This window comes from Cupriavidus gilardii (assembly GCF_013314895.1).
In the GTDB taxonomy this organism is placed as follows: domain Bacteria; phylum Pseudomonadota; class Gammaproteobacteria; order Burkholderiales; family Burkholderiaceae; genus Cupriavidus; species Cupriavidus gilardii_C.
Genome location: NZ_JABTYE010000013.1, coordinates 120,702 through 139,521, shown reverse-complemented (window position 1 = coordinate 139,521; position 18,820 = coordinate 120,702). Strand labels below are relative to the sequence as shown.

The window sequence follows — 18,820 nt, the reverse complement described above, 5'->3', positions numbered from 1 at the left end:
GTCGCGCATGCCAGCCTTATTTTTTCCGACGGACGGGAGCCCTTGAAGATGATTCGCCAGTTGGCCATTGCGGCCGCAGTGTTGTCCCTTGCCGGCGTGGCCGGTCTCGCGCAGGCCCAAACGACCCTGCTGAACGTGTCCTACGACCCCACGCGCGAGCTGTATGTCGACGTCAACGCCGCCTTTGCCAAGGCCTGGAAGGCGCGCGGCGGCGACAACGTGACGATCCGCCAGTCGCACGGCGGCTCGGGCAAGCAGGCACGCTCGGTGATCGACGGGCTGGAGGCCGACGTGGTCACGCTAGCGCTCGGCTACGACATCGATGCGGTGGCCCAGAAGGGCCTGATCAAGCCGGACTGGCAGAAGCGGCTGCCGCACAACGCCTCACCCTATACCTCGACCATCGTGTTCCTGGTGCGCAAGGGCAATCCGAAAGCCATCCGCGACTGGAACGACCTGGCCAAGCCCGGCGTGCAGGTGATCACGCCCAATCCGAAGACCTCCGGCGGCGCCCGCTGGAACTATCTGGCGGCCTGGGGCTACGCGCTGCGCCAGCCCGGCGGCAACGAGGCCAAGGCGCGCGATTTCGTCGCGCAGCTGCTGAAAAACGTGCCGGTGCTGGACTCCGGCGCCCGGGGCGCGACCACGACCTTCGTCGAACGCGGCATCGGCGACGTGCTGATCGCCTGGGAGAACGAGGCGCTGCTGGCGATCAAGGAGCTGGGCCCGGACAAGTTCGATATCGTCGCGCCGTCGGTGTCGATCCTGGCCGAGCCGCCGGTCGCCGTGGTCGACAAGGTCGTCGACAAGCGCGGCACGCGCCGCGCCGCCGAGGCCTATCTGCAATTCCTCTACACCGACGAAGGCCAGGAGATTGCCGCGCGCAATTACTACCGCCCGATTTCGGAGAAGGTGGCCGCCAAATATGCGTCGGCCTTCCCGAAGGTCAAGCTGTTCACGATCGACGAGGTGTTCGGCGGCTGGCAGAAGGCCCAGCAGACCCACTTCGCCGATGGCGGCACCTTCGACCAGGTCTATCAGCCTGGCCGGCGCTGAGCCGCGGGATCGGGAGCGTCCATGAACGACAGTCGCACGCTGGCCCGCCGCGATCCGGCTTATCGACCGCCGCTGGCGCCGACCGATGCCGACGGACCGGTCGCCGGCCTGGCCGACGCACCGATCCCGGCCGCGCTGGCGCGCTATCTCGAGGCGCTGCCGGACCGGCCCGAGCCCGGCTATTCGCTGTGGCGCGATGCCCGCGGACAGGTGCAGGGGCGCTTCCATCATTGCTCGCTGACCAGCGCGTTCGCGCCGCTGATCGCGCTGGCGGACCGCCGCGCGATCGGCCACGAAGGCACCATCCGCACCTATGCGGGCGAGCAGCCCGGGCTCGCTGCGTGGAAGCTGTTCGCGCTGGCGGCCGACGACGCCTCGCTGGTCGCACTGGACCGGCTGTCGCGGCTGCTGCATGCGATCAACTATGTGGCCGCCGGCGGCACGGGCAAGCTGGTGCTGAACGTACACAACCGCCTGCTTGCCGCGGTGGCCGACGACCACGGCGCGGCGTTCCGGCGCGCGGTGCAGGCGCTCGACCTGCCGCAATCGCAGCTGGTGATCCAGGTGCCGGCCAGTGCCAACGACAATCTGCCGCTGCTGCTGCAGGTGGTCGGCAACTACCGGCGCAACGGCTTCGCGGTCAGCCTGCAGGCGTCCGACCCGGCCGAGGCCGGCGTGCTGATCGCGCAGGCGCGGCCGGACTGGCTCAAGCTCGATATGGGCCGGCTGTGGACCGACCGCCAGCTGGCCGGTCTGCGCACCAGCGCCGCCGATGCCGGCGTCACGCTGATCGGCCGCCGGCTGGACAGTGCCGAGACCGCGTTGCGGCTGCAGGCGGCGGGCATCGAACTGGGGCAGGGCGCCTATGCCGGCGCGACGCTCGGGCCCGGCGAACTGCGGCGCGCGACCCACGCTTTGCGTCACCATGACCAGGAGGAACCGAGATGACGTCGCGTCTGCCGTCCCATGCCGCCGAAATCGAGCTCGAGGTGCCGTCCGGCCTCGGCATCCTGACCGTGCCGGGCCTGCACGGCAGCGGCCCCGAGCACTGGCAGAGCCGCTGGGAACGCCGCTTTCCCGACTGGCAGCGGGTCGAACAGCGCGACTGGTCGCGTCCCAGCCTGCATCTGTGGGCCGAGCGCGTCGGCGACGCCGTCGCCCGGGTGCGCCGCGTCGCGCCGCGCGGCGCGGTGCTGGTGGCCCACAGCTTCGGCTGCCTGGCGACGCTGCGGCAGGCGGCGAACGACCCCGACGGCATCGCCGGCGCCTTGCTGGTCGCGCCGGCCGACCCGGACAAGTTCGGCGTCGCGCCGCTGCTGCCGACCTTCCGGCTGCCGTTTCCGACGTTGCTGGTGGCCAGCCGCAACGACCCGTGGATGGCGCAGCGCACCGCCTTCACCTGGGGCACGCTGTGGGGCAGCGAACTGCACGATGCGGGCAGTCTCGGCCACATCAACGCGGACTCGGGCCTCGGCCGTTGGCCGGAAGGGCTGGCGCTGCTCGGCACCCTGCTGCAGCGGATCGACGCGCGCCGCGCCGACGGGGCCCATGACCGCCACAGCACGGCCTGGGAGGCGGGACTCGAAGTGATTCCCACGGTCCCATATATCTAGAACGACTAAAGACATGCGTAAATATTCGTTCTGGATATAAGCGCTGCTCTGCACAATCTACTGGTCCGCTGCCGCTGCGCCGCACAGGCGCGCCGGCGGGCCCATCGCACGTCGATCGCCCGTCGCACGCCCAATGTGGCGCGCGTCGTCGCCGTCGCCGGCTTTCGAACCCGACACCATGCCTGCCACCCTGCCATTGACCGATACCGTGCCAGCGGCGCCGACCTTCCCGCGGCGGCTGCCGGGGCCGCTGCGCGCGCGCCATACCGTGCTGCCGGGCTTCGGCCTGTCGCTCGGCTTCACGCTGCTGTATCTGACGCTGATCGTGCTGATTCCGCTGGCGGCCGCCTTTCTGAAGGCGTTCACGTTGAGCTGGGACAGCTTCTGGGCCATCGTCACGGCGCCGCGCGTGCTGGCCGCCTACAAGCTGAGCTTCGGCGCCTCGCTGATCGCCGCGCTGGTCAACACCGTGTTCGGGCTGGTGGTGGCCTGGGTGCTGGTGCGATATCGGTTTCCAGGGCGGCGCCTGGTCGATGCACTGGTCGATCTGCCGTTCGCGCTGCCGACCGCGGTGGCCGGCATCGCGCTGACCGCGCTGTTTGCCGGCAATGGCTGGATCGGCCGCTGGCTCGAGCCGCTGGGCATCAAGGTCGCCTTCACCCCGCTGGGTGTCGTGATCGCGCTGACCTTCATCGGCCTGCCATTCGTCGTGCGCACGGTGCAGCCGGTGCTGGAGGAACTCGAACGCGAGCTGGAAGAAGCCGCAGCCAGCCTCGGTGCGACGCGCTGGCAGACCTTCCAGCGCGTGATCGCGCCCGCGATCGCGCCGGCCTTGCTGACCGGGTTTGCGCTGGCCTTTGCGCGCGCCACCGGCGAGTACGGCTCGGTCGTGTTCATCAGCGGCAATATGCCGATGGTCTCCGAGATCGCCCCGCTGATGATCTACGCAAAGCTCGAGCAGTACGACTACGCCGGCGCGACCGCGGTGGCAGTGGTGATGCTGCTGATCTCGTTCGCCTTGCTGCTGCTGATCAATGGGCTGCAGGCCTGGTCGCGGCGCCGTCAGAACGGCGGCCGGCAGAGCGCGGCGAACGCGCGTGACGACGCCACCGACAACACGAGCGCGCTGACTGCGGCCGGAGACTTCTGAAATGGCCGGCTCCCTTCCTCTGGGCGCGGCACGCGCGCTGCCGACGACGCCCGTGCATGATGCCACTGGCGAGGCGCCGTGGGTGCGCCGCACGCTGATCGCGCTGGCGGCGCTGTTCCTGACGCTGTTCCTGTTCGTGCCGCTGGCCGCGGTGTTCTACGAGGCCCTGCGCCAGGGCCTGGGCGCCTACTGGAACGCGCTGACCGAGCCCGACGCGCTGTCCGCGATCCAGCTGACCCTGACGGTGGCGGCGATCGCGGTGCCGCTCAATCTGGTGTTCGGCGTCGCCGCGGCCTGGGCCATCGCCAAGTTCGAATTTCCCGGCAAGAGCCTGCTGATCACGCTGATCGATCTGCCGTTCTCGGTCTCGCCGGTGATCTCGGGCCTGATCTACGTACTGCTGTTCGGCGCGCAGGGCTGGCTGGGTCCCTGGCTGGCCGAGCACGATATCCGCATCCTGTTCGCGGTGCCGGGCATCGTGCTGGCAACCATCTTCGTGACCTTTCCCTTCGTCGCACGCGAATTGATTCCGCTGATGCAGGCGCAGGGCACCGAGGAAGAGGAAGCCGCGATCGTGCTCGGCGCCTCGGGCTGGCAGACCTTCTGGCGCGTGACGCTGCCCAATATCCGCTGGGGCCTGCTGTATGGCGTGATCCTTTGCAATGCGCGCGCGATGGGCGAGTTCGGCGCGGTGTCGGTGGTGTCCGGCCATATCCGCGGCCTGACCAACACGATGCCGTTGCACGTCGAGATTCTGTACAACGAATACAACTTCGTCGCCGCCTTTGCGGTGGCCTCGCTGCTGACGCTGCTGGCCCTGCTGACGCTGGCGATCAAGACGCTGGTGGAGTTCCGCACGCGGCGCGAACTGGGCGAAGCGAGCGACGAGGCCGTGCCAGCCGCGTTGCACCTCGCGTCGCCGCCCGCATTGCAAGCCAACGCGCCGGCGTTGGCCGATGGCGCCGCGCGTCCGGCGCGAACCACGGGGACCGCGTCGCCGGCCAGGCCGGCGGATGCGGAAGACAGCTTGGGATGGACATCATGAGCATTCAGGTCAGGCATCTGCACAAACAGTTCGGCGACTTCGTTGCGCTGGACGACGTCACGCTCGATTTCGCCGAGGGCGAACTGACGGCGCTGTTGGGGCCGTCAGGCTGCGGCAAGACCACGCTGTTGCGCGTGATCGCCGGGCTGGAACGCGCCGACCGCGGCCAGGTGCTGCTCGAAGGCCAGGATGCGACCGGCCAACCGGTGCGGCAACGCCAGGTCGGCTTCGTGTTCCAGCACTACGCACTGTTCCGCCATATGACGGTGTTCGAGAACGTCGCCTTCGGGCTGCGGGTCAAGCCGCGCGGCGAGCGGCCGAGCGAGGCGCAGATCCGCGAGCGGGTGCGCGCGCTGCTGGAACTGGTGCAGCTGGACTGGCTGGCCGACCGTTATCCGCCGCAGCTGTCGGGCGGCCAGCGCCAGCGCATCGCGCTGGCCCGCGCGCTGGCGGTCGAGCCGCGCGTGCTGCTGCTCGACGAACCGTTCGGCGCGCTCGATGCCAAGGTCCGCAAGGAGTTGCGCCGCTGGCTGCGGCGCCTGCATGACGAACTGCATGTGACCAGCGTGTTCGTCACGCACGATCAGGAGGAGGCGCTGGAAGTCGCCGATCGCGTGGTGCTGATGCAGCGCGGCCGCGTCGAACAGGTGGGCTCGCCGCAGGCGGTCTACGAACATCCGGCCACGCCCTTCGTGTTCGGCTTCCTCGGCCATGTCAATCGCATCCACGGACGGCTCGAGCGCGGGGCCGAGGGCGGGGCGCTGCGTACCGGCGCGACGCTGCTGCCGCTGTCCGATGCCTCTGCCGGCGCCGGCGAGGACGGGCTGGCATCGTTCGACGAGGCGGAGGGCGCGGAGGCGGTCGGCTACGTGCGTCCCCACGATGTCGAGCTCGAGCGTTATGCGCCCGGCGCGGACGGCATTGTCGCCACGCTGCGGCGCGCGCTGGCGCTCGGTCCGGTCGCGCAACTGGAACTGGAGCGGGAGGATAACCGCGAGCTGATCGAGGTGGTGCTGCCGCTCGAGCGCTTCCAGCGCGACGGCTACCGCGAGGGCGAGCTGCTGGCAGCGCGGCCGCGCCGGATGCGGGTGTTCGCCGGCGCGCAGGCTGCGGCCGGCAAGGTGGCGCAGGCGGGAGCGGTGCGATGAATTTCCAGCAACTGCGATCGATTCGCGAGGCGGTGCGCCGCCAGTTCAATCTGACCGAGGTCGCCAACGCGCTGTACACCTCGCAACCGGGCGTGTCGCGCCAGATCCGCGAGCTCGAGGAAGAACTGGGCGTCGAGATCTTCGAGCGCTACGGCAAGCGGCTGACCGGCCTGACCGCGCCGGGCCGTGAGATCGTCCGCATCGTCGAGCGGCTGCTGCTCGAGGCGGAAAACCTGCGCCAGGCCGGCGACGAATTCGCCGGCCGCCATACCGGCCGGCTGACGGTCGCCACTACGCATACGCAGGCGCGTTACGCGCTGCCGAAGGTCGTGACCGAATTCCGGCGCGCCTATCCGCACGTCACGCTGGCGCTGCAGGAGGCCTCGCCCAACCATATCGTCGAGCTGCTGCTGTCGGGGCAGGCCGATATCGGCATCGCCACCGAGGCGCTGGCGAGCGAACCGTCGCTGACCGCGTTCGACGCCTATACGTGGCGCCACGTGCTGGTGGTCGCGCCCGACCATCCGCTGACGCGCCTGCCCGAGCCCACGCTGGAGGATCTGGCCGGCTTTCCGATCATCACCTACGACGCGGGCTTCACCGGCCGCCGCAAGATCGACAGCGCGTTCGCGCAGGCCGGCCTGCAGCCGGAGATCGTGCTGACCGCGCTCGACGCCGACGTGATCAAGACCTATGCCGAGCTCGATCTCGGCGTCGGCATCATCGCCTCGATGGCCTACGACGCGCGCAAGGACAGCGGCCTGGTGCGGATCTCGGCCGACCATCTGTTCGCACCGAACACCACCAGCGTGGCGGTGCGCCGCGGCGCCTATCTGCGCGGCTACGCGCATGCCTTCATCCAGCTGTTCGCGCCGCATCTGTCGGAGCAGGCGGTCAGCAGCGCGTTGTCGGAGAGCGGCAGCGTCGGCGCGCTGACGGCCGAGGCCGCGTAGGCGGCATGCAGCGCCCCATCGCGGCGCTGCGGCATGCCGGCTTGCTCGTGCACCGCGCGTTCGCCGCGGTGCCTCGTTGCTTCGGCCCGTCAAGCCATCGCCCTGACGCATCCGGTTCGGGCCCGGCAGCGGCCGCTTCGCGCCGCCGCTCGCCCCGTTCGTCGCATCCGGGTTTCATTCGCCTCGTCACCCGGGTTACAGTATGCGCACGGACACGGGATGCGAATCGATGCAGCGGCCGCGCGCCATGCTGCACCGCATCGCCGATCATCCCGTGCCGCGTGCGATCCGCCTCCGAGATGGCGAGTGCCGCGGTGGGGGCCGCACCGCCGCATGGAACATGGGCGGGTGGCGGCTAGAATGAGGCAACAGTCCCTCCCCACACCCGCAATGCCGAGGTGGCGGTGGACGGACGGAGGCGACATGAGATCGACGCACCGCTGTTTCACCCACGCCATTCCTTCCCGCCTGACGCTGCTGGGGCGCGATCTGGTGTTCGTGCTGATCATGAACGCCGTGATTGCGGTCAGCCTGACCTGGGGCTTCCAGACCGGCGGCACTTTCCTGAAGAACTTCGTCTATAGCGAGCTGATCGGCCTGTCGATCTGGGCGCTGATCGATATTCCGCGCGTGGTGATCTGGCGCAACGAGCGTCCGGCGGGCTGGCCCTTCATCCTGCTGGCGATCGCCGCGGTGCCGCTGGGCGTGCTGTTCGGCAGCTGGGCGACGCGGATGGTGTTGGACCTGCCGCCCAAGTCGATGGAAGAGGCCAACGACATGCTGCGCATGTGCCTGGTGGTCGGAATGCTGGCGGCGACCAGCATGATTTATTTCTACTGGTCGCGCGAGCGCCTGGCCTTCCTGCAGCGTCAGGCCGCCCTGGACGCGCTGCAGCGCGAGGAGGCCGAAAAGCAGCTGGTGCGCGCGCAGCTGATGGCGCTGCAGGCGCAGATCGAACCTCACTTCCTGTTCAATTCGCTGGCCCATCTGGACGGCCTGATCGCCACCGATCCGCGCGCCGCCCGCAAGCTGCTGCAGGGGCTGATCGGCTTCCTGCGGCGCTCGCTGGCCCATACCCGCGCGGAGCAATGCACGCTGCAGCAGGAGTTCGCGCTGCTGCGCAGCTATCTCGATATCCAGGGGCTGCGCTTCGGCCAGCGCCTGTCCTATCAGTTCGATCTGCCGGACGATCTGGCCGAGGTCGAGATTCCGCCAATGCTGATCCAGCCGCTGGTCGAAAACGCCGTCACGCATGGCATCGAACCGTGCATGGCGGGCGGGCGCATCACCGTGTCGGCGCGCGCCCAGGGCGAGAACGCCGTGCAGGTGTCGATCGCCGATACCGGCGTCGGTTTCGCGCAGGCACCGGTCAAGGGCTCGGGCCTGGGGCTGACCCATGTGCGCGAACGGCTGGCGCGGATCTTCGGCGCCGCGGCGGCGATGCAGATCGAGGAGAACGTGCCCAGCGGCGTGGTGGTGCGGCTGACCGTGCCGGTCACGCGCAAGCCGGCCCAGCAGGGCGTGTCCGCGCCGGCTGCCACCTGCGGAACGGCGCCGGCCGGGGCCACGCCGGCCGTGCCGGTGCCGCCCGTGCCTGCTGCCTCGGCCGCCGCGCGGTCCTGATACCGATTCCGCGGCGTGGCGGCTGGCTGTCGTCGCCGCCGGCCGCCCTCCGTTACCGCCGACGGTCCCCGTTGACCGCCGATGAACCACGATCGACTGCCACCGACTTCACGATGACGCCGACCCTGCTGATTGCCGACGACGAACCGCTGCTCGCCCGTGTCCTGCATGCCGAACTAGCCAGCCTGTGGCCGGAGGCGCAGATCGTCGCGACAGTCCATGACGGGGTGTCGGCGCTCGAAGCGGTGCGTCAGCACGCGCCGCGGGTCGCCTTTCTCGATATCCGGATGCCCGGCATCACCGGCATGGACGTCGCGCGCGAACTGTTGGGCAAGCCCGGCGCGCCGCTGGTGGTGTTCGTGACCGCCTACGACCAGTTTGCGCTCGAGGCCTTCGAGAGCGCAGCCGTCGACTACGTGCTCAAGCCGATCCAGCGCGAGCGGCTGGAGGCGACCGTCAACCGGCTCAAGACACGGCTGGCGATGCCGCCGCAGACGATGGACGGCACCGCCTCGGCGGGCGCGCTCGAAGGGGAGCGGCTGGAGCAACTGCTGAACCGGCTCGAGGCGCTCGACCGCGACACCATCGCGCGCACCGGCGGGCCGTATCTGCGCTTCATCAAGGCGCTGGTCGGCCAGGAAGTGCGGATCATCCCGGTCGACGAGGTGATCTACCTCGAGGCGACCGACAAGTACGTCAACGTGGTGTCGAACAGCGGCGAAGCGCTGATCCGCACCAGCCTGCGCGAGCTGACCCAGCAGCTCGATCCCGACCGCTTCTGGCAGATCCATCGCGGCACCGTGGTCAACATCGATTGCGTCGCCGCCGCGGTCAACCAGTCGCTGGGGCGGCTGACGCTGAAGCTGCGCAACCGGCCGGAGACGTTGGCGGTGGCGCGGCAATACGCCTATCTGTTCAAGCAGATGTAAGGCCGGGCGCCGCGCAGGCGCGCCGGTTTCCCGCGGTTTTCGGGCCGTCGTTTTCCTCTATGATGCTTCGGCTGCGCCGCCCCATCGGACGCAGCGGGCCCGCGTTGCGCCGGACCGTCTTCGCTTTTTCCTCTTGTTTCCCCTGCTTATCGAGGAGTGATTTGCCATGGATTTCGCCACCACCGACCTTTGCGACGATCACGAGGCACGCCTGGCCGACGGCTCGCTGCGCGTGCTGACGCCGGGCTGGCAGGCATTCGGCAAGCGCGCGCGCTTTGCCGGCCCTGCCATGACGCTGAAGGTGTTCGAGGACAACTCGCTGGTGCGCGAGGCGCTGGAATCGCCAGGCCAGGGCAGGGTGCTGGTCGTCGACGCGGGCGGCTCGGCGCGCTGCGCGCTGGTCGGCGGCAATCTCGGCCAACTGGGCCAGAAGAACGGCTGGGCCGGCATCGTGCTCAACGGTTATGTGCGCGATACGGTCGAGCTCAACGATTGCGACATCGGCATCCGCGCGCTCGGCGTGCATCCGCGCAAGAGCGAAAAGCGCAACAGCGGACAGCGCGAGGTGGCCGTGCAGATGCCGGGCGCGGTGGTGCGGCCGGGCAACTGGATCTACGTCGACGAGGACGGCGTGCTGGTGTCCGATGTCGAACTGGGCAAGGCGGCCTGAACCGCGCGACAGTCCTTGCACACAATTTCACGATGCGGAAAGACGTTTTGATGCGCAAAAATACATGGGTGCGCGGCACAACGGTCGTTTCTCATGTTGGGAAAGGTCTTGCCGTATCGTGAAATACTTTCGCTAAGCTACTGAAATTTAAGGATAAAAAATCTGCGGCGCGGGCCGCATTCAGCCTTGTTGCGTCGCGGGACGCTTCTCTACACTCTTATATAAGACATATGACTTGTGGCGCCGCCGGAACGGAGAAATCCGGCAACGGGCGCCCAGGTCGGCAGACCGGCTCCCATCCGGTTGCGTCGCAAAGATTTGCCGAACCCCAATCAACAGGAGAGTGACATGTCCCGCGAAATCGAAGCACAAAAGCTCAAGCAAGACTGGAAAACCAACCCGCGCTGGAAGGGCATCAACCGCCACTACACCGCCGAGGACGTGGTGCGCCTGCGCGGCTCGGTCCAGATCGAGCACACGCTGGCCCGCCGTGGTGCCGAGAAGCTGTGGCATCTGCTCAATACCGAGCCGTTCGTCAACACGCTGGGCGCGCTGACCGGCAACCAGGCGATGCAGCAGGTCAAGGCGGGCCTGAAGGCGATCTATCTGTCCGGCTGGCAGGTCGCCGGCGACGCCAACCTGGCCGGCGAGATGTATCCGGACCAGTCGCTGTATCCGGCCAACTCGGTGCCGCAGGTGGTCAAGCGGATCAACAACACCTTCCAGCGCGCCGACCAGATCCAGTGGAGCGAAGGCAAGGGCGATATCGATTTCTTCGCGCCGATCGTGGCCGATGCGGAAGCCGGCTTCGGCGGCGTGCTGAACGCCTTCGAGCTGATGAAGGCGATGATCGAGGCGGGCGCCGCAGGCGTGCACTTCGAAGACCAGCTGGCCTCGGTCAAGAAGTGCGGCCACATGGGCGGCAAGGTGCTGGTGCCGACCCGCGAGGCCGTCGCCAAGCTGACCGCCGCACGCCTGGCGGCGGACGTGATGGGCGTGCCGACGCTGGTGATCGCCCGTACCGATGCCGAAGCGGCCGATCTGCTGACCTCGGACATCGATGACCGCGACAAGCCGTTCTGCACCGGCGAGCGCACCGTCGAAGGCTTCTACCGCACCAAGCCCGGCATCGAGCAGTCGATCGCCCGTGCACTGGCCTATGCGGAAGTGGCCGATCTGGTCTGGTGCGAAACCGGCAAGCCGGATCTGGAGTTCGCCAAGAAGTTCGCCGAGGCCGTGCACGCCAGGTTCCCGGGCAAGCTGCTGGCCTACAACTGCTCGCCGTCGTTCAACTGGAAGAAGAACCTGGACGACGCCACCATCGCCAAGTTCCAGAAGGAACTGGGTGCGATGGGCTACAAGTTCCAGTTCATCACGCTGGCCGGTTTCCACTCGCTGAACTACTCGATGTTCAACCTGGCCTACGGCTATGCGCGCAACCAGATGAGCGCGTTCGTCGAGCTGCAGGAAGCCGAGTTCAAGGCGGCCGAGAAGGGCTTCACCGCGGTCAAGCACCAGCGCGAAGTCGGCACCGGTTACTTCGACGCGGTCACGCAAACCATCGAAGGCGGCCAGTCGTCGACCACTGCGCTGAAGGGCTCGACCGAGGACGAGCAGTTCTTCGACAAGAAGGTGGCTTGAAGTCGTAAGACTCCCGCGTGCTGGTTCCCTCTCCCGCTTGCGGGAGAGGGGTCAGGGGAGAGGGAAGGGGCATTCAGGATGCCGCCGTGGTCCACTGAACCACCCCCTCTCCCCGACCCTCTCCCCCTGAGGGGGAGAGGGAGCATCCAAGGGGAGAGCGGTCACTGAAGGCTGGCTACCTCACCGGTAGACGATCACCGGAATATCGGTATGCGTCAGCACCTTCTGCGTCTCGCTGCCGAGCAGCAGGCCGGACAGGCCGCGGCGGCCGTGCGAGGCCATGAAGATCACGTCGCAGCCATGCCGTTCGGCCGCGTCGATGATGCCCAGATAGGGCACCGCGAAGGTCGACATATCGGTGTCGCAAGGCACACCGGCCGCGGTGGCGGCGGTTTCGACCTCCTTCAGATAGATGCGCGCCTGCGCCTCGATGCGGTCCTTGAAGGCCTGCGGGGCCTCGACCACGATTTCGCTGAAGGGCGTGTACGGATATTCCTCGAGACAGACATAGGCCGTGACCCGCGCGCCGATGGCCCTGGCCAGTTCGATGCCGCCGTCGATCGCTTTCTTGGACAGCTCCGAACCGTCAGTGGGGAGCAGGATGTGCTTGAACATGGCCGTTCTCCTTGCGATGCGTCCAAAGGCATGCCCGAGGGCAGCGGAAGCGGGCGCACAGACCTGGCCCGCGCTGACTTTATTGTAGCCAGTGTGGCGGCTAATGCATCGCGGGCGAACCCTTGCCCGACCGCCGGTGCACGCTCAGGCACCGACCGGTTCGTCCGACGCCGGCAGCGGGGCCTGCTCGCCGCGGCGCCAATAGGCCGGGTTGCCGTAGGTGTTCTTCAGATGATCGATAAACAGCCGCACCCGCAGCGGCAGATGCTTGCGCTGCGGAAACACCGCGTGAATGCCGATCGGCGGCGCCTGGAATTCGTCGAGCACCGTAACGAGGCGCCCGGTTGCGATCTCGTGGCCGACCTCCCACCACGAGCGCCACGCCAGCCCGTGCCCCTGCAGGCACCACGCGTGCAGCACCGCGCCGTCGGTGCACTCCATATTGCCGCCGACCTTGACCGTGACCGGGCGCCCGTCCTGCTGAAACACCCAGCCGCGCTGCACGTTGGCACTGGCGCCGAAGGCCAGGCAGTTGTGCGCGGCCAGTTCTTCCGGCGTTTGCGGTGTGCCGCGGCGGGCCAGGTACGAGGGCGCGGCCACCACCACGCGGCGGTTTTCGGCCAGCCGGATCGACACCAGGCTCGAATCGGGCAGATCGCCCAGCCGTATCGCGCAATCGAAGCCCTCGTTGACCAGATCGACCACGCGGTCCGACAGGTCCAGCGTGATGGTCACGTCCGGATGCGATTCGATGAACAGCGGCACCACCGGCGCCACGTGCTTGCGGCCGAAGCCGGCCGGCGCCGTCACGCGCAGATGGCCGCTGGCCTTGACGCCGCCCGCCGAAACGCTGGCCTCGGCGTTCTGCAGATCGTTCAGGATGCGCTGGCAGTCCTCGAGGAAGGCCGAGCCCTCGAAGGTCAGCGTGATCTTGCGGGTGGTGCGCACCAGCAGCTTGACGCCCAGCCGTTCCTCGAGCGCATCGATGCGGCGGCCGATGATGGCCGGCGCGACGCCCTCGGCGGTGGCGGCGGCGGACAGGCTGCCGCGCGAGGCGACCGAGACGAAGGTCGCCAGTTGCTTGAAATGATCCACGTGTCTCCGACGTATGGGGGCGGTCCGGCTTCTTGCGGGTGGCACGGCTGGCGCGGCCGGTGCGGCTCGCGCGACGCAAAGCGGCCTTGGCGATACGTGCCGACCAGCGGCGGCAAGTGCCGGAACCGATATTGGTTTCGGATCTTCCGACGGTTCGCCAAGATTAGTAGGGCAAAAGTAAAAGATCAAGTGACCGGGGCCGGCTATGCCGCGCTGCAGCGCCTGCCTACAATGCTCGGAATTCGTGGTACGCCGGCCCTCGGCCGCGGCCCGCAACCCCGGTCACCGACGTTCCGATCCTTGCCTTCCATGAACCCGATCCGCGCCGTCGTCTTCGATGCCTATGGCACGCTGTTCGACGTGTACTCCGTCACGGCGCGCGCGGAGCAGTTGTTTCCCGGCAAGGGCGAGGCGCTGGCGCTGCTGTGGCGCGATCGCCAGATCGATTACACGCGGATCCGCACGATGGCCGCGCCCGACGGCGCCTGGTACAAGCCGTTCTGGGCGATCACCGTCGACGCGCTGCGCTATGCGGCGCAGCGGCTGGATCTGCGGCTCGATACGGCCGCCGAGGCGCAACTGCTGAAGGAATACGCCTGCCTGTCGGCCTTCCCGGAGAACCTGGGGGCGCTGCGCCGGCTGCGCGCGGCCGGTCTGCCGCTGGGCATTCTGTCCAACGGCAATCCGGAGATGCTCGATATCTCGGTCAAGAGCGCGGGCATGCAGGGCCTGTTCGACCATGTGCTGTCGGTCGACGCGGTGCGTCAGTACAAGACCGCACCGGCCGCCTACGCGCTCGGTCCCGCGGCCTTCGGCGTGCCGGCTCGCGAGATGCTGTTCGTCTCGTCCAACGGCTGGGACGCATGCGGCGCGACCTGGTTCGGCTACACCACGTTCTGGATCAACCGTGCCGGCCACCCGGCGGAGCGGCTCGACGCCGAGCCGACCGGAACCGGGCACGACATGAACGACCTGCTCGATTTCGTGCGCGCACGCGGCCTCGCCGTGGCGCACGGATAAGAGGGCAGGCATGGCACAACCCCCATCGATTACAGGAGAGCATTGATGGCCATCACGTTGCCTGCGGGCATGAAGATCACCGGCGAAATCCTGCCGGCCTACGAAGACATCCTCACGCCGGAAGCGCTGGCCCTGGTGGACAAGCTGCACCGCGCCTTCGAACCGCGCCGCCAGCAGCTGCTGGCCGCGCGCGTCGAGCGCGCCAAGCGCCTGGACGCGGGCGAGCGCCCCGATTTCCTGCCGGAAACCAGGTCGATCCGCGAGGGCGACTGGAAGATCGCGCCGATCCCGAAGGCGCTCGAATGCCGCCGCGTCGAAATCACCGGCCCGGTCGAAGCGAAGATGGTCATCAACGCGTTCAACTCGGGCGCGGACAGCTACATGACCGACTTCGAGGACTCGAACACCCCGAACTGGCATAACCAGCTGCAGGGCCAGGTCAATCTGAAGGCCGCCGTGCGCCGCACGCTGACGCTCGAGGCCAAGGGCAAGGTCTACAAGCTGAACGACAAGATCGCCACGCTGCAGGTTCGTCCGCGCGGCTGGCATCTGGACGAGAAGCACGTGACCATCGACGGTCAGCGCGTGTCGGGCGGCATCTGGGATTTCGCGCTGTTCCTGTATCACAACGCCAAGGAACAGGTGGCGCGCGGCGCCGGCCCGTTCTTCTATCTGCCGAAGATGGAGAGCCATCTCGAGGCGCGCCTGTGGAACGACATCTTCGTGATGGCGCAGAACGAGATCGGCCTGCCGCAGGGCACCATCAAGGCGACCGTGCTGATCGAGACGATCCTGGCCGCCTTCGAGATGGAAGAGATCCTGTACGAACTGCGCGAGCACAGCGCGGGCCTGAACGCCGGCCGCTGGGACTACATCTTCTCGTGCATCAAGAAGTTCAAGACCGACAAGAACTTCTGCCTGGCCGACCGCGCCAAGGTCACGATGACCGCGCCGTTCATGCGCGCCTACGCGCTGCTGCTGCTCAAGACCTGCCACAAGCGCGGCGCGCCCGCGATCGGCGGCATGAGCGCGCTGATCCCGATCAAGAACGATCCGGAGAAGAACGAGATCGCGATGCAGGGCATCATCGGCGACAAGCGCCGCGACGCCACCGATGGCTATGACGGCGGCTGGGTGGCCCACCCGGGCCTGGTCGAGCCGGCGATGAAGGAATTCGTCGCGGTGCTGGGCGACAAGCCGAACCAGTTCGAGAAGCAGCGCCCGGACGTCAACGTGACCGCCGCCGACCTGCTGAACTTCCAGCCGGAAACGCCGATCACCGAAGGCGGCCTGCGCATGAACATCAACGTGGGCATCCATTACCTGGGCGCCTGGCTGGCCGGCAACGGCTGCGTGCCGATCCACAACCTGATGGAAGACGCCGCCACCGCCGAGATCTCGCGTTCGCAGGTCTGGCAGTGGATCCGTTCGCCGAAGGGCGTGCTGGAAGACGGCCGCAAGGTGACCGCCGAGATGGTGCGCGCGCTGATTCCGGAGGAACTGGCCAAGGTCAAGGAAGTGGTCGGTGGCGACACGACGACCTACGACCGCGCCGCGGAGATCTTCGAGCAGATGTCGACGTCGGAATCGTTCGCCGAATTCCTGACGCTGCCGCTGTACGAAGAGATCTGATGAGGTTCCCCTCTCCCGCTCGCGGGAGAGCGGCGGGGGAGAGGGCAAGCCGCGGCGGTCATGCCGCTGCCGTGGGTCAAGACTACCTCTCCCCAACCTTTCTCCCCTGAGGCGAGAGGGAGAACCCATTGGTGGTTCGCATGCATTCGACAAGCCCGCATCCGCGGGCTTTTTGCTTTGCGGAATGCGGCGCCGGCGCGAGGCCCTCATAATGACGGCTTGAGCAAGAGGGAGAATCAAGTTGCGCTTCGAGCATCTGGTAGAGATCAATGACCCCAACTCGCCGTCGCTGGACCCGCTGACGGCGGACCAGGTCTGGCAGGGGCTGGTGCTGCGCGGCCAGTCGCCGGAGCTGTTCGTGCTCGGCCTGGACCGCGCCGAAATCACCGGTCGAGGCGACGACTGGATCGAACGCGTGCTGCATTTCGGCAAGGCCGAGGTCAGCGACCGGGTCGTGTTCGAACCGCGCCGCTCGGTTCGTTACGAGACCGCCGCCACCGCCGACCACGCCGGCGGCACGCTGACGATGACCATCGAGACGCCCGGCCCCGGCGCGCTGCTGCTGCGCTTCACCTACGAGACCACGATGCCGGCGGTCGATGCCAGCGGCGACGACCGCTACGCCGAGATCGTCAAGTCCGCCTATCACGAGGCCGATCTCGATACGGTGCGCAAGATCCGTGAACTGGCGAGCCTCGGAAGACTGGGGTGAGCGAGGACTCCTTGCCGCCGCGCGCCGGCGACGGTCCGGCGCGCAGCGCCCCGACGCGCGCGTACCTGCGCGAGCGCTACGGCGACAAGCTGCGCTGGCTGGTGCTGATCACGCTGATGATCGGCACGATGTCGTCGATCGTGTCGTCGACCATCGTCAATGTCGCGGTGCCGGACCTGAGCCGGCATTTCGGACTGGGGCAGGAACGCGCGCAATGGGTCGCGGCCAGCTTCATGATCGCGATGACGCTGGCGATGCTGCTGACCCCCTGGCTGCTGAACCGCTACGGCCTGCGCCGCACCTTTCTCGGCGCCGCCGTGCTGCTGGGCGTGGGCGGCATGGTCGGCGGCTTCTCGCCCAGCTATGGCGTGATGATCGGCATGCGCGTGGCCGAGGGCGTGGCCGCGGGCATCATGCAGCCGCTGCCCAATATCCTGATCCTGCGCGTGTTCGAGGAGCGCGAGCAGGGCCGGGCGATGGGGATGTTCGGCTTCGGCGTGGTGCTGGCGCCGGCACTGGGGCCGAGCCTCGGCGGTTTCCTGGTCGAATCGTTCGGCTGGCGTTCGATCTTCTTCGTGGTGGTGCCGCTGACCATCGTCGCCGGGCTGATGGCGCGCCGCTTCATGGCGATCGATTCGGCGATGATGGGCGAGCGGAAACCGCTCGACTGGCAGGGCCTGGCGCTGGCCGGCGTCGCCACGGTGATGCTGCTCAACGGCCTGGTCGAGCTGCGCGAGGACACCGTCACCGGCCTGCTGCTGTCGGGCTTGGGCGTGCTGCTGCTGGTGCTGTTCGTGCTGTGGCAGCTGCGCGCGTCCGACCCGCTGATGAACATGCGGCTGTACAGCTACCGGCAGTTCTCGGCCGGCGCGGTAGTGGCCTTCATCTATGGTGCCGGCCTGTTCGGCTCGACCTATCTGCTGCCCGTCTACATGCAGATGGCGCTGCAGTACTCGCCGTCGCAGGCGGGCTTCGTGTTGCTGCCGGCCGGGATCGCGCTGGCGGTGACCATCGCCCTGGCGGGACGCCTGACCAGCCGCGTGCCGCCGCATATCCAGGTGTCGGTCGGCCTCGCGCTGCTGGCGGCATCGTTCCTGCTGATGGCGCTGGGCTCGCTGGCGACGCCCTATGTCGTGCTGGTCGCGCTGGCGGTGCTGGGCCGCATCGGCCTGGGCTGCATCCTGCCGTCGCTGTCGCTGGGCGCGATGCGGGGCGTCGACTTCTCGCTGATCGCGCAGGGATCGAGCGTGATCAACTTCGTGCGCCAGCTCGGCGGTGCCATCGGCGTCAGCCTGGCCGGGGTCGGCCTGCAATGGCGGCTCGAATCGCATGGCGCGCTGCTGGCCGGCAATCAGGCCGGGGCCGATGCCGCGGCACGCATCCGCGCCTTCGACGAGACCTTTCTGGCGGTGGGGCTGGTGATCGCGACCGCGATCCTGGCCGCCTGGCGGATCCGGCCGCGGCAGGCGCCCGAGCAGGTGGGACAGTAGCGAGGATCCTGTCGTCCCCGCCTGCGTGGGGACGACAGGGCGGTGGGGCTCAGCTGGCCGCGCCCGACTTCAGCTCTTCCACCAGCTCGATGTACTTCTGCATCGCCTCTTCCTGACTGGTGCCTTTCAGCGTCTCCCAGGCCTCGAACTTGTAGCGGCCGACGAAGTCCGTCATGCCGGGCTTGTCGCCATGGACGTCGCCCTCGCTGCCTTGCTTGTACAGCGCGTACAGGCGCAGCAGCGTCATGTTGCTGGGGCGCTCGGGCAGTTGCTTGACGTCGTTCTGCGCTTGCTCGAAGCGCTGTTGCAGGTCGCTCATGGTGACTCCTGGGCAGTGAGGGGGATCGAATCGCGATGATAGCTGCGCGGGACCCGAACCCCTCCCTGCAAAAACCGAGGACGGCTTCGGTTCCGCGGTCAGCGGATAC

18 protein-coding genes are annotated in these 18,820 nt (G+C 67.9%); 15 read left to right on the top strand and 3 right to left on the bottom strand.

Translation table 11 applies throughout. The features are described from left to right. Positions 1-48: 48 nt before the first annotated feature. From HTY53_RS14670 to aceA, 11 genes are all read left to right on the top strand, one after another. Complete coding sequence (locus tag HTY53_RS14670; RefSeq protein ID WP_174107334.1) at positions 49-1,056, top strand: sulfate ABC transporter substrate-binding protein; 1,008 nt, start codon at positions 49-51, stop codon at positions 1,054-1,056. Between the two features lie 21 nt (positions 1,057-1,077). After that, positions 1,078-2,004: an EAL domain-containing protein gene (locus HTY53_RS14665; protein ID WP_174107333.1), complete on the top strand. Its 927-nt coding sequence runs from the start codon at positions 1,078-1,080 to the stop codon at positions 2,002-2,004. Beyond that, positions 2,001-2,669, top strand: coding sequence for an RBBP9/YdeN family alpha/beta hydrolase (locus HTY53_RS14660; protein WP_174107332.1), 669 nt, complete (start codon positions 2,001-2,003; stop codon positions 2,667-2,669). The genes HTY53_RS14665 and HTY53_RS14660 overlap by 4 nt, the downstream gene beginning before the upstream one ends. A gap of 178 nt (positions 2,670-2,847) precedes the next feature. Then, on the top strand, positions 2,848-3,819 hold the full coding sequence (gene cysT, locus HTY53_RS14655) for a sulfate ABC transporter permease subunit CysT (RefSeq protein WP_254599960.1): 972 nt from the start codon (positions 2,848-2,850) through the stop codon (positions 3,817-3,819). Between the two features lies 1 nt (position 3,820). Beyond that, complete coding sequence (gene cysW / locus HTY53_RS14650) at positions 3,821-4,864, top strand: sulfate ABC transporter permease subunit CysW (protein WP_174107331.1); 1,044 nt, start codon at positions 3,821-3,823, stop codon at positions 4,862-4,864. Next, on the top strand, positions 4,861-6,012 hold the full coding sequence (locus tag HTY53_RS14645) for a sulfate/molybdate ABC transporter ATP-binding protein (RefSeq protein ID WP_174107330.1): 1,152 nt from the start codon (positions 4,861-4,863) through the stop codon (positions 6,010-6,012). Before cysW ends, HTY53_RS14645 begins: the two co-directional genes overlap by 4 nt. Further along, positions 6,009-6,965, top strand: a complete 957-nt coding sequence (locus tag HTY53_RS14640) for a CysB family HTH-type transcriptional regulator (protein WP_174107329.1) — start codon at positions 6,009-6,011, stop codon at positions 6,963-6,965. Before HTY53_RS14645 ends, HTY53_RS14640 begins: the two co-directional genes overlap by 4 nt. A gap of 423 nt (positions 6,966-7,388) precedes the next feature. Next, positions 7,389-8,588, top strand: a complete 1,200-nt coding sequence (locus HTY53_RS14635) for a sensor histidine kinase (RefSeq protein ID WP_174107328.1) — start codon at positions 7,389-7,391, stop codon at positions 8,586-8,588. Between the two features lie 113 nt (positions 8,589-8,701). Continuing rightward, the gene (locus tag HTY53_RS14630) at positions 8,702-9,517 is read left to right on the top strand and encodes a LytR/AlgR family response regulator transcription factor (RefSeq protein WP_174107327.1); all 816 of its coding nucleotides are present in this window, start codon (positions 8,702-8,704) and stop codon (positions 9,515-9,517) included. A gap of 166 nt (positions 9,518-9,683) precedes the next feature. After that, positions 9,684-10,187 (top strand): ribonuclease E activity regulator RraA, encoded by a 504-nt coding sequence (gene rraA / locus HTY53_RS14625; RefSeq protein ID WP_174107326.1) that lies wholly within the window; start codon positions 9,684-9,686, stop codon positions 10,185-10,187. Between the two features lie 348 nt (positions 10,188-10,535). Beyond that, on the top strand, positions 10,536-11,828 hold the full coding sequence (gene aceA / locus HTY53_RS14620) for an isocitrate lyase (RefSeq protein WP_174107325.1): 1,293 nt from the start codon (positions 10,536-10,538) through the stop codon (positions 11,826-11,828). 180 nt (positions 11,829-12,008) lie between these two features. Here aceA and HTY53_RS14615 read toward each other — a convergent pair whose 3' ends face one another. Beyond that, complete coding sequence (locus HTY53_RS14615; protein ID WP_149319063.1) at positions 12,009-12,443, bottom strand: universal stress protein; 435 nt, start codon at positions 12,441-12,443, stop codon at positions 12,009-12,011. A 144-nt stretch (positions 12,444-12,587) separates the two neighbouring features. Then, a complete protein-coding gene (locus HTY53_RS14610; protein ID WP_174107324.1) occupies positions 12,588-13,538 on the bottom strand; it encodes a LysR family transcriptional regulator in 951 nt (316 codons plus the stop codon). A 309-nt stretch (positions 13,539-13,847) separates the two neighbouring features. On the opposite strand from HTY53_RS14610, the gene HTY53_RS14605 reads away from it, so the two are divergent. The 4 genes from HTY53_RS14605 to HTY53_RS14590 all read left to right on the top strand — a co-directional run bounded on the left by HTY53_RS14605 (position 13,848) and on the right by HTY53_RS14590 (position 18,392). Next, positions 13,848-14,558 carry a haloacid dehalogenase type II gene (locus HTY53_RS14605; RefSeq protein ID WP_174107323.1) on the top strand — a complete coding sequence of 237 codons (711 nt, stop codon included), beginning with the start codon at positions 13,848-13,850 and terminating at the stop codon, positions 14,556-14,558. A 45-nt stretch (positions 14,559-14,603) separates the two neighbouring features. Beyond that, positions 14,604-16,190, top strand: a complete 1,587-nt coding sequence (gene aceB / locus HTY53_RS14600) for a malate synthase A (protein ID WP_174107322.1) — start codon at positions 14,604-14,606, stop codon at positions 16,188-16,190. Positions 16,191-16,431: 241 nt separating this feature from the next. Then, entirely contained in the window at positions 16,432-16,902 is a 471-nt protein-coding gene (locus tag HTY53_RS14595) for an SRPBCC family protein (protein WP_174107321.1), read from the top strand. Then, entirely contained in the window at positions 16,899-18,392 is a 1,494-nt protein-coding gene (locus tag HTY53_RS14590) for a DHA2 family efflux MFS transporter permease subunit (protein WP_438820962.1), read from the top strand. The genes HTY53_RS14595 and HTY53_RS14590 overlap by 4 nt, the downstream gene beginning before the upstream one ends. A 49-nt stretch (positions 18,393-18,441) precedes the next feature. Here HTY53_RS14590 and HTY53_RS14585 read toward each other — a convergent pair whose 3' ends face one another. Beyond that, positions 18,442-18,711: an acyl-CoA-binding protein gene (locus HTY53_RS14585; protein ID WP_174107320.1), complete on the bottom strand. Its 270-nt coding sequence runs from the start codon at positions 18,709-18,711 to the stop codon at positions 18,442-18,444. Between the last annotated feature and the right edge of the window lie 109 nt (positions 18,712-18,820).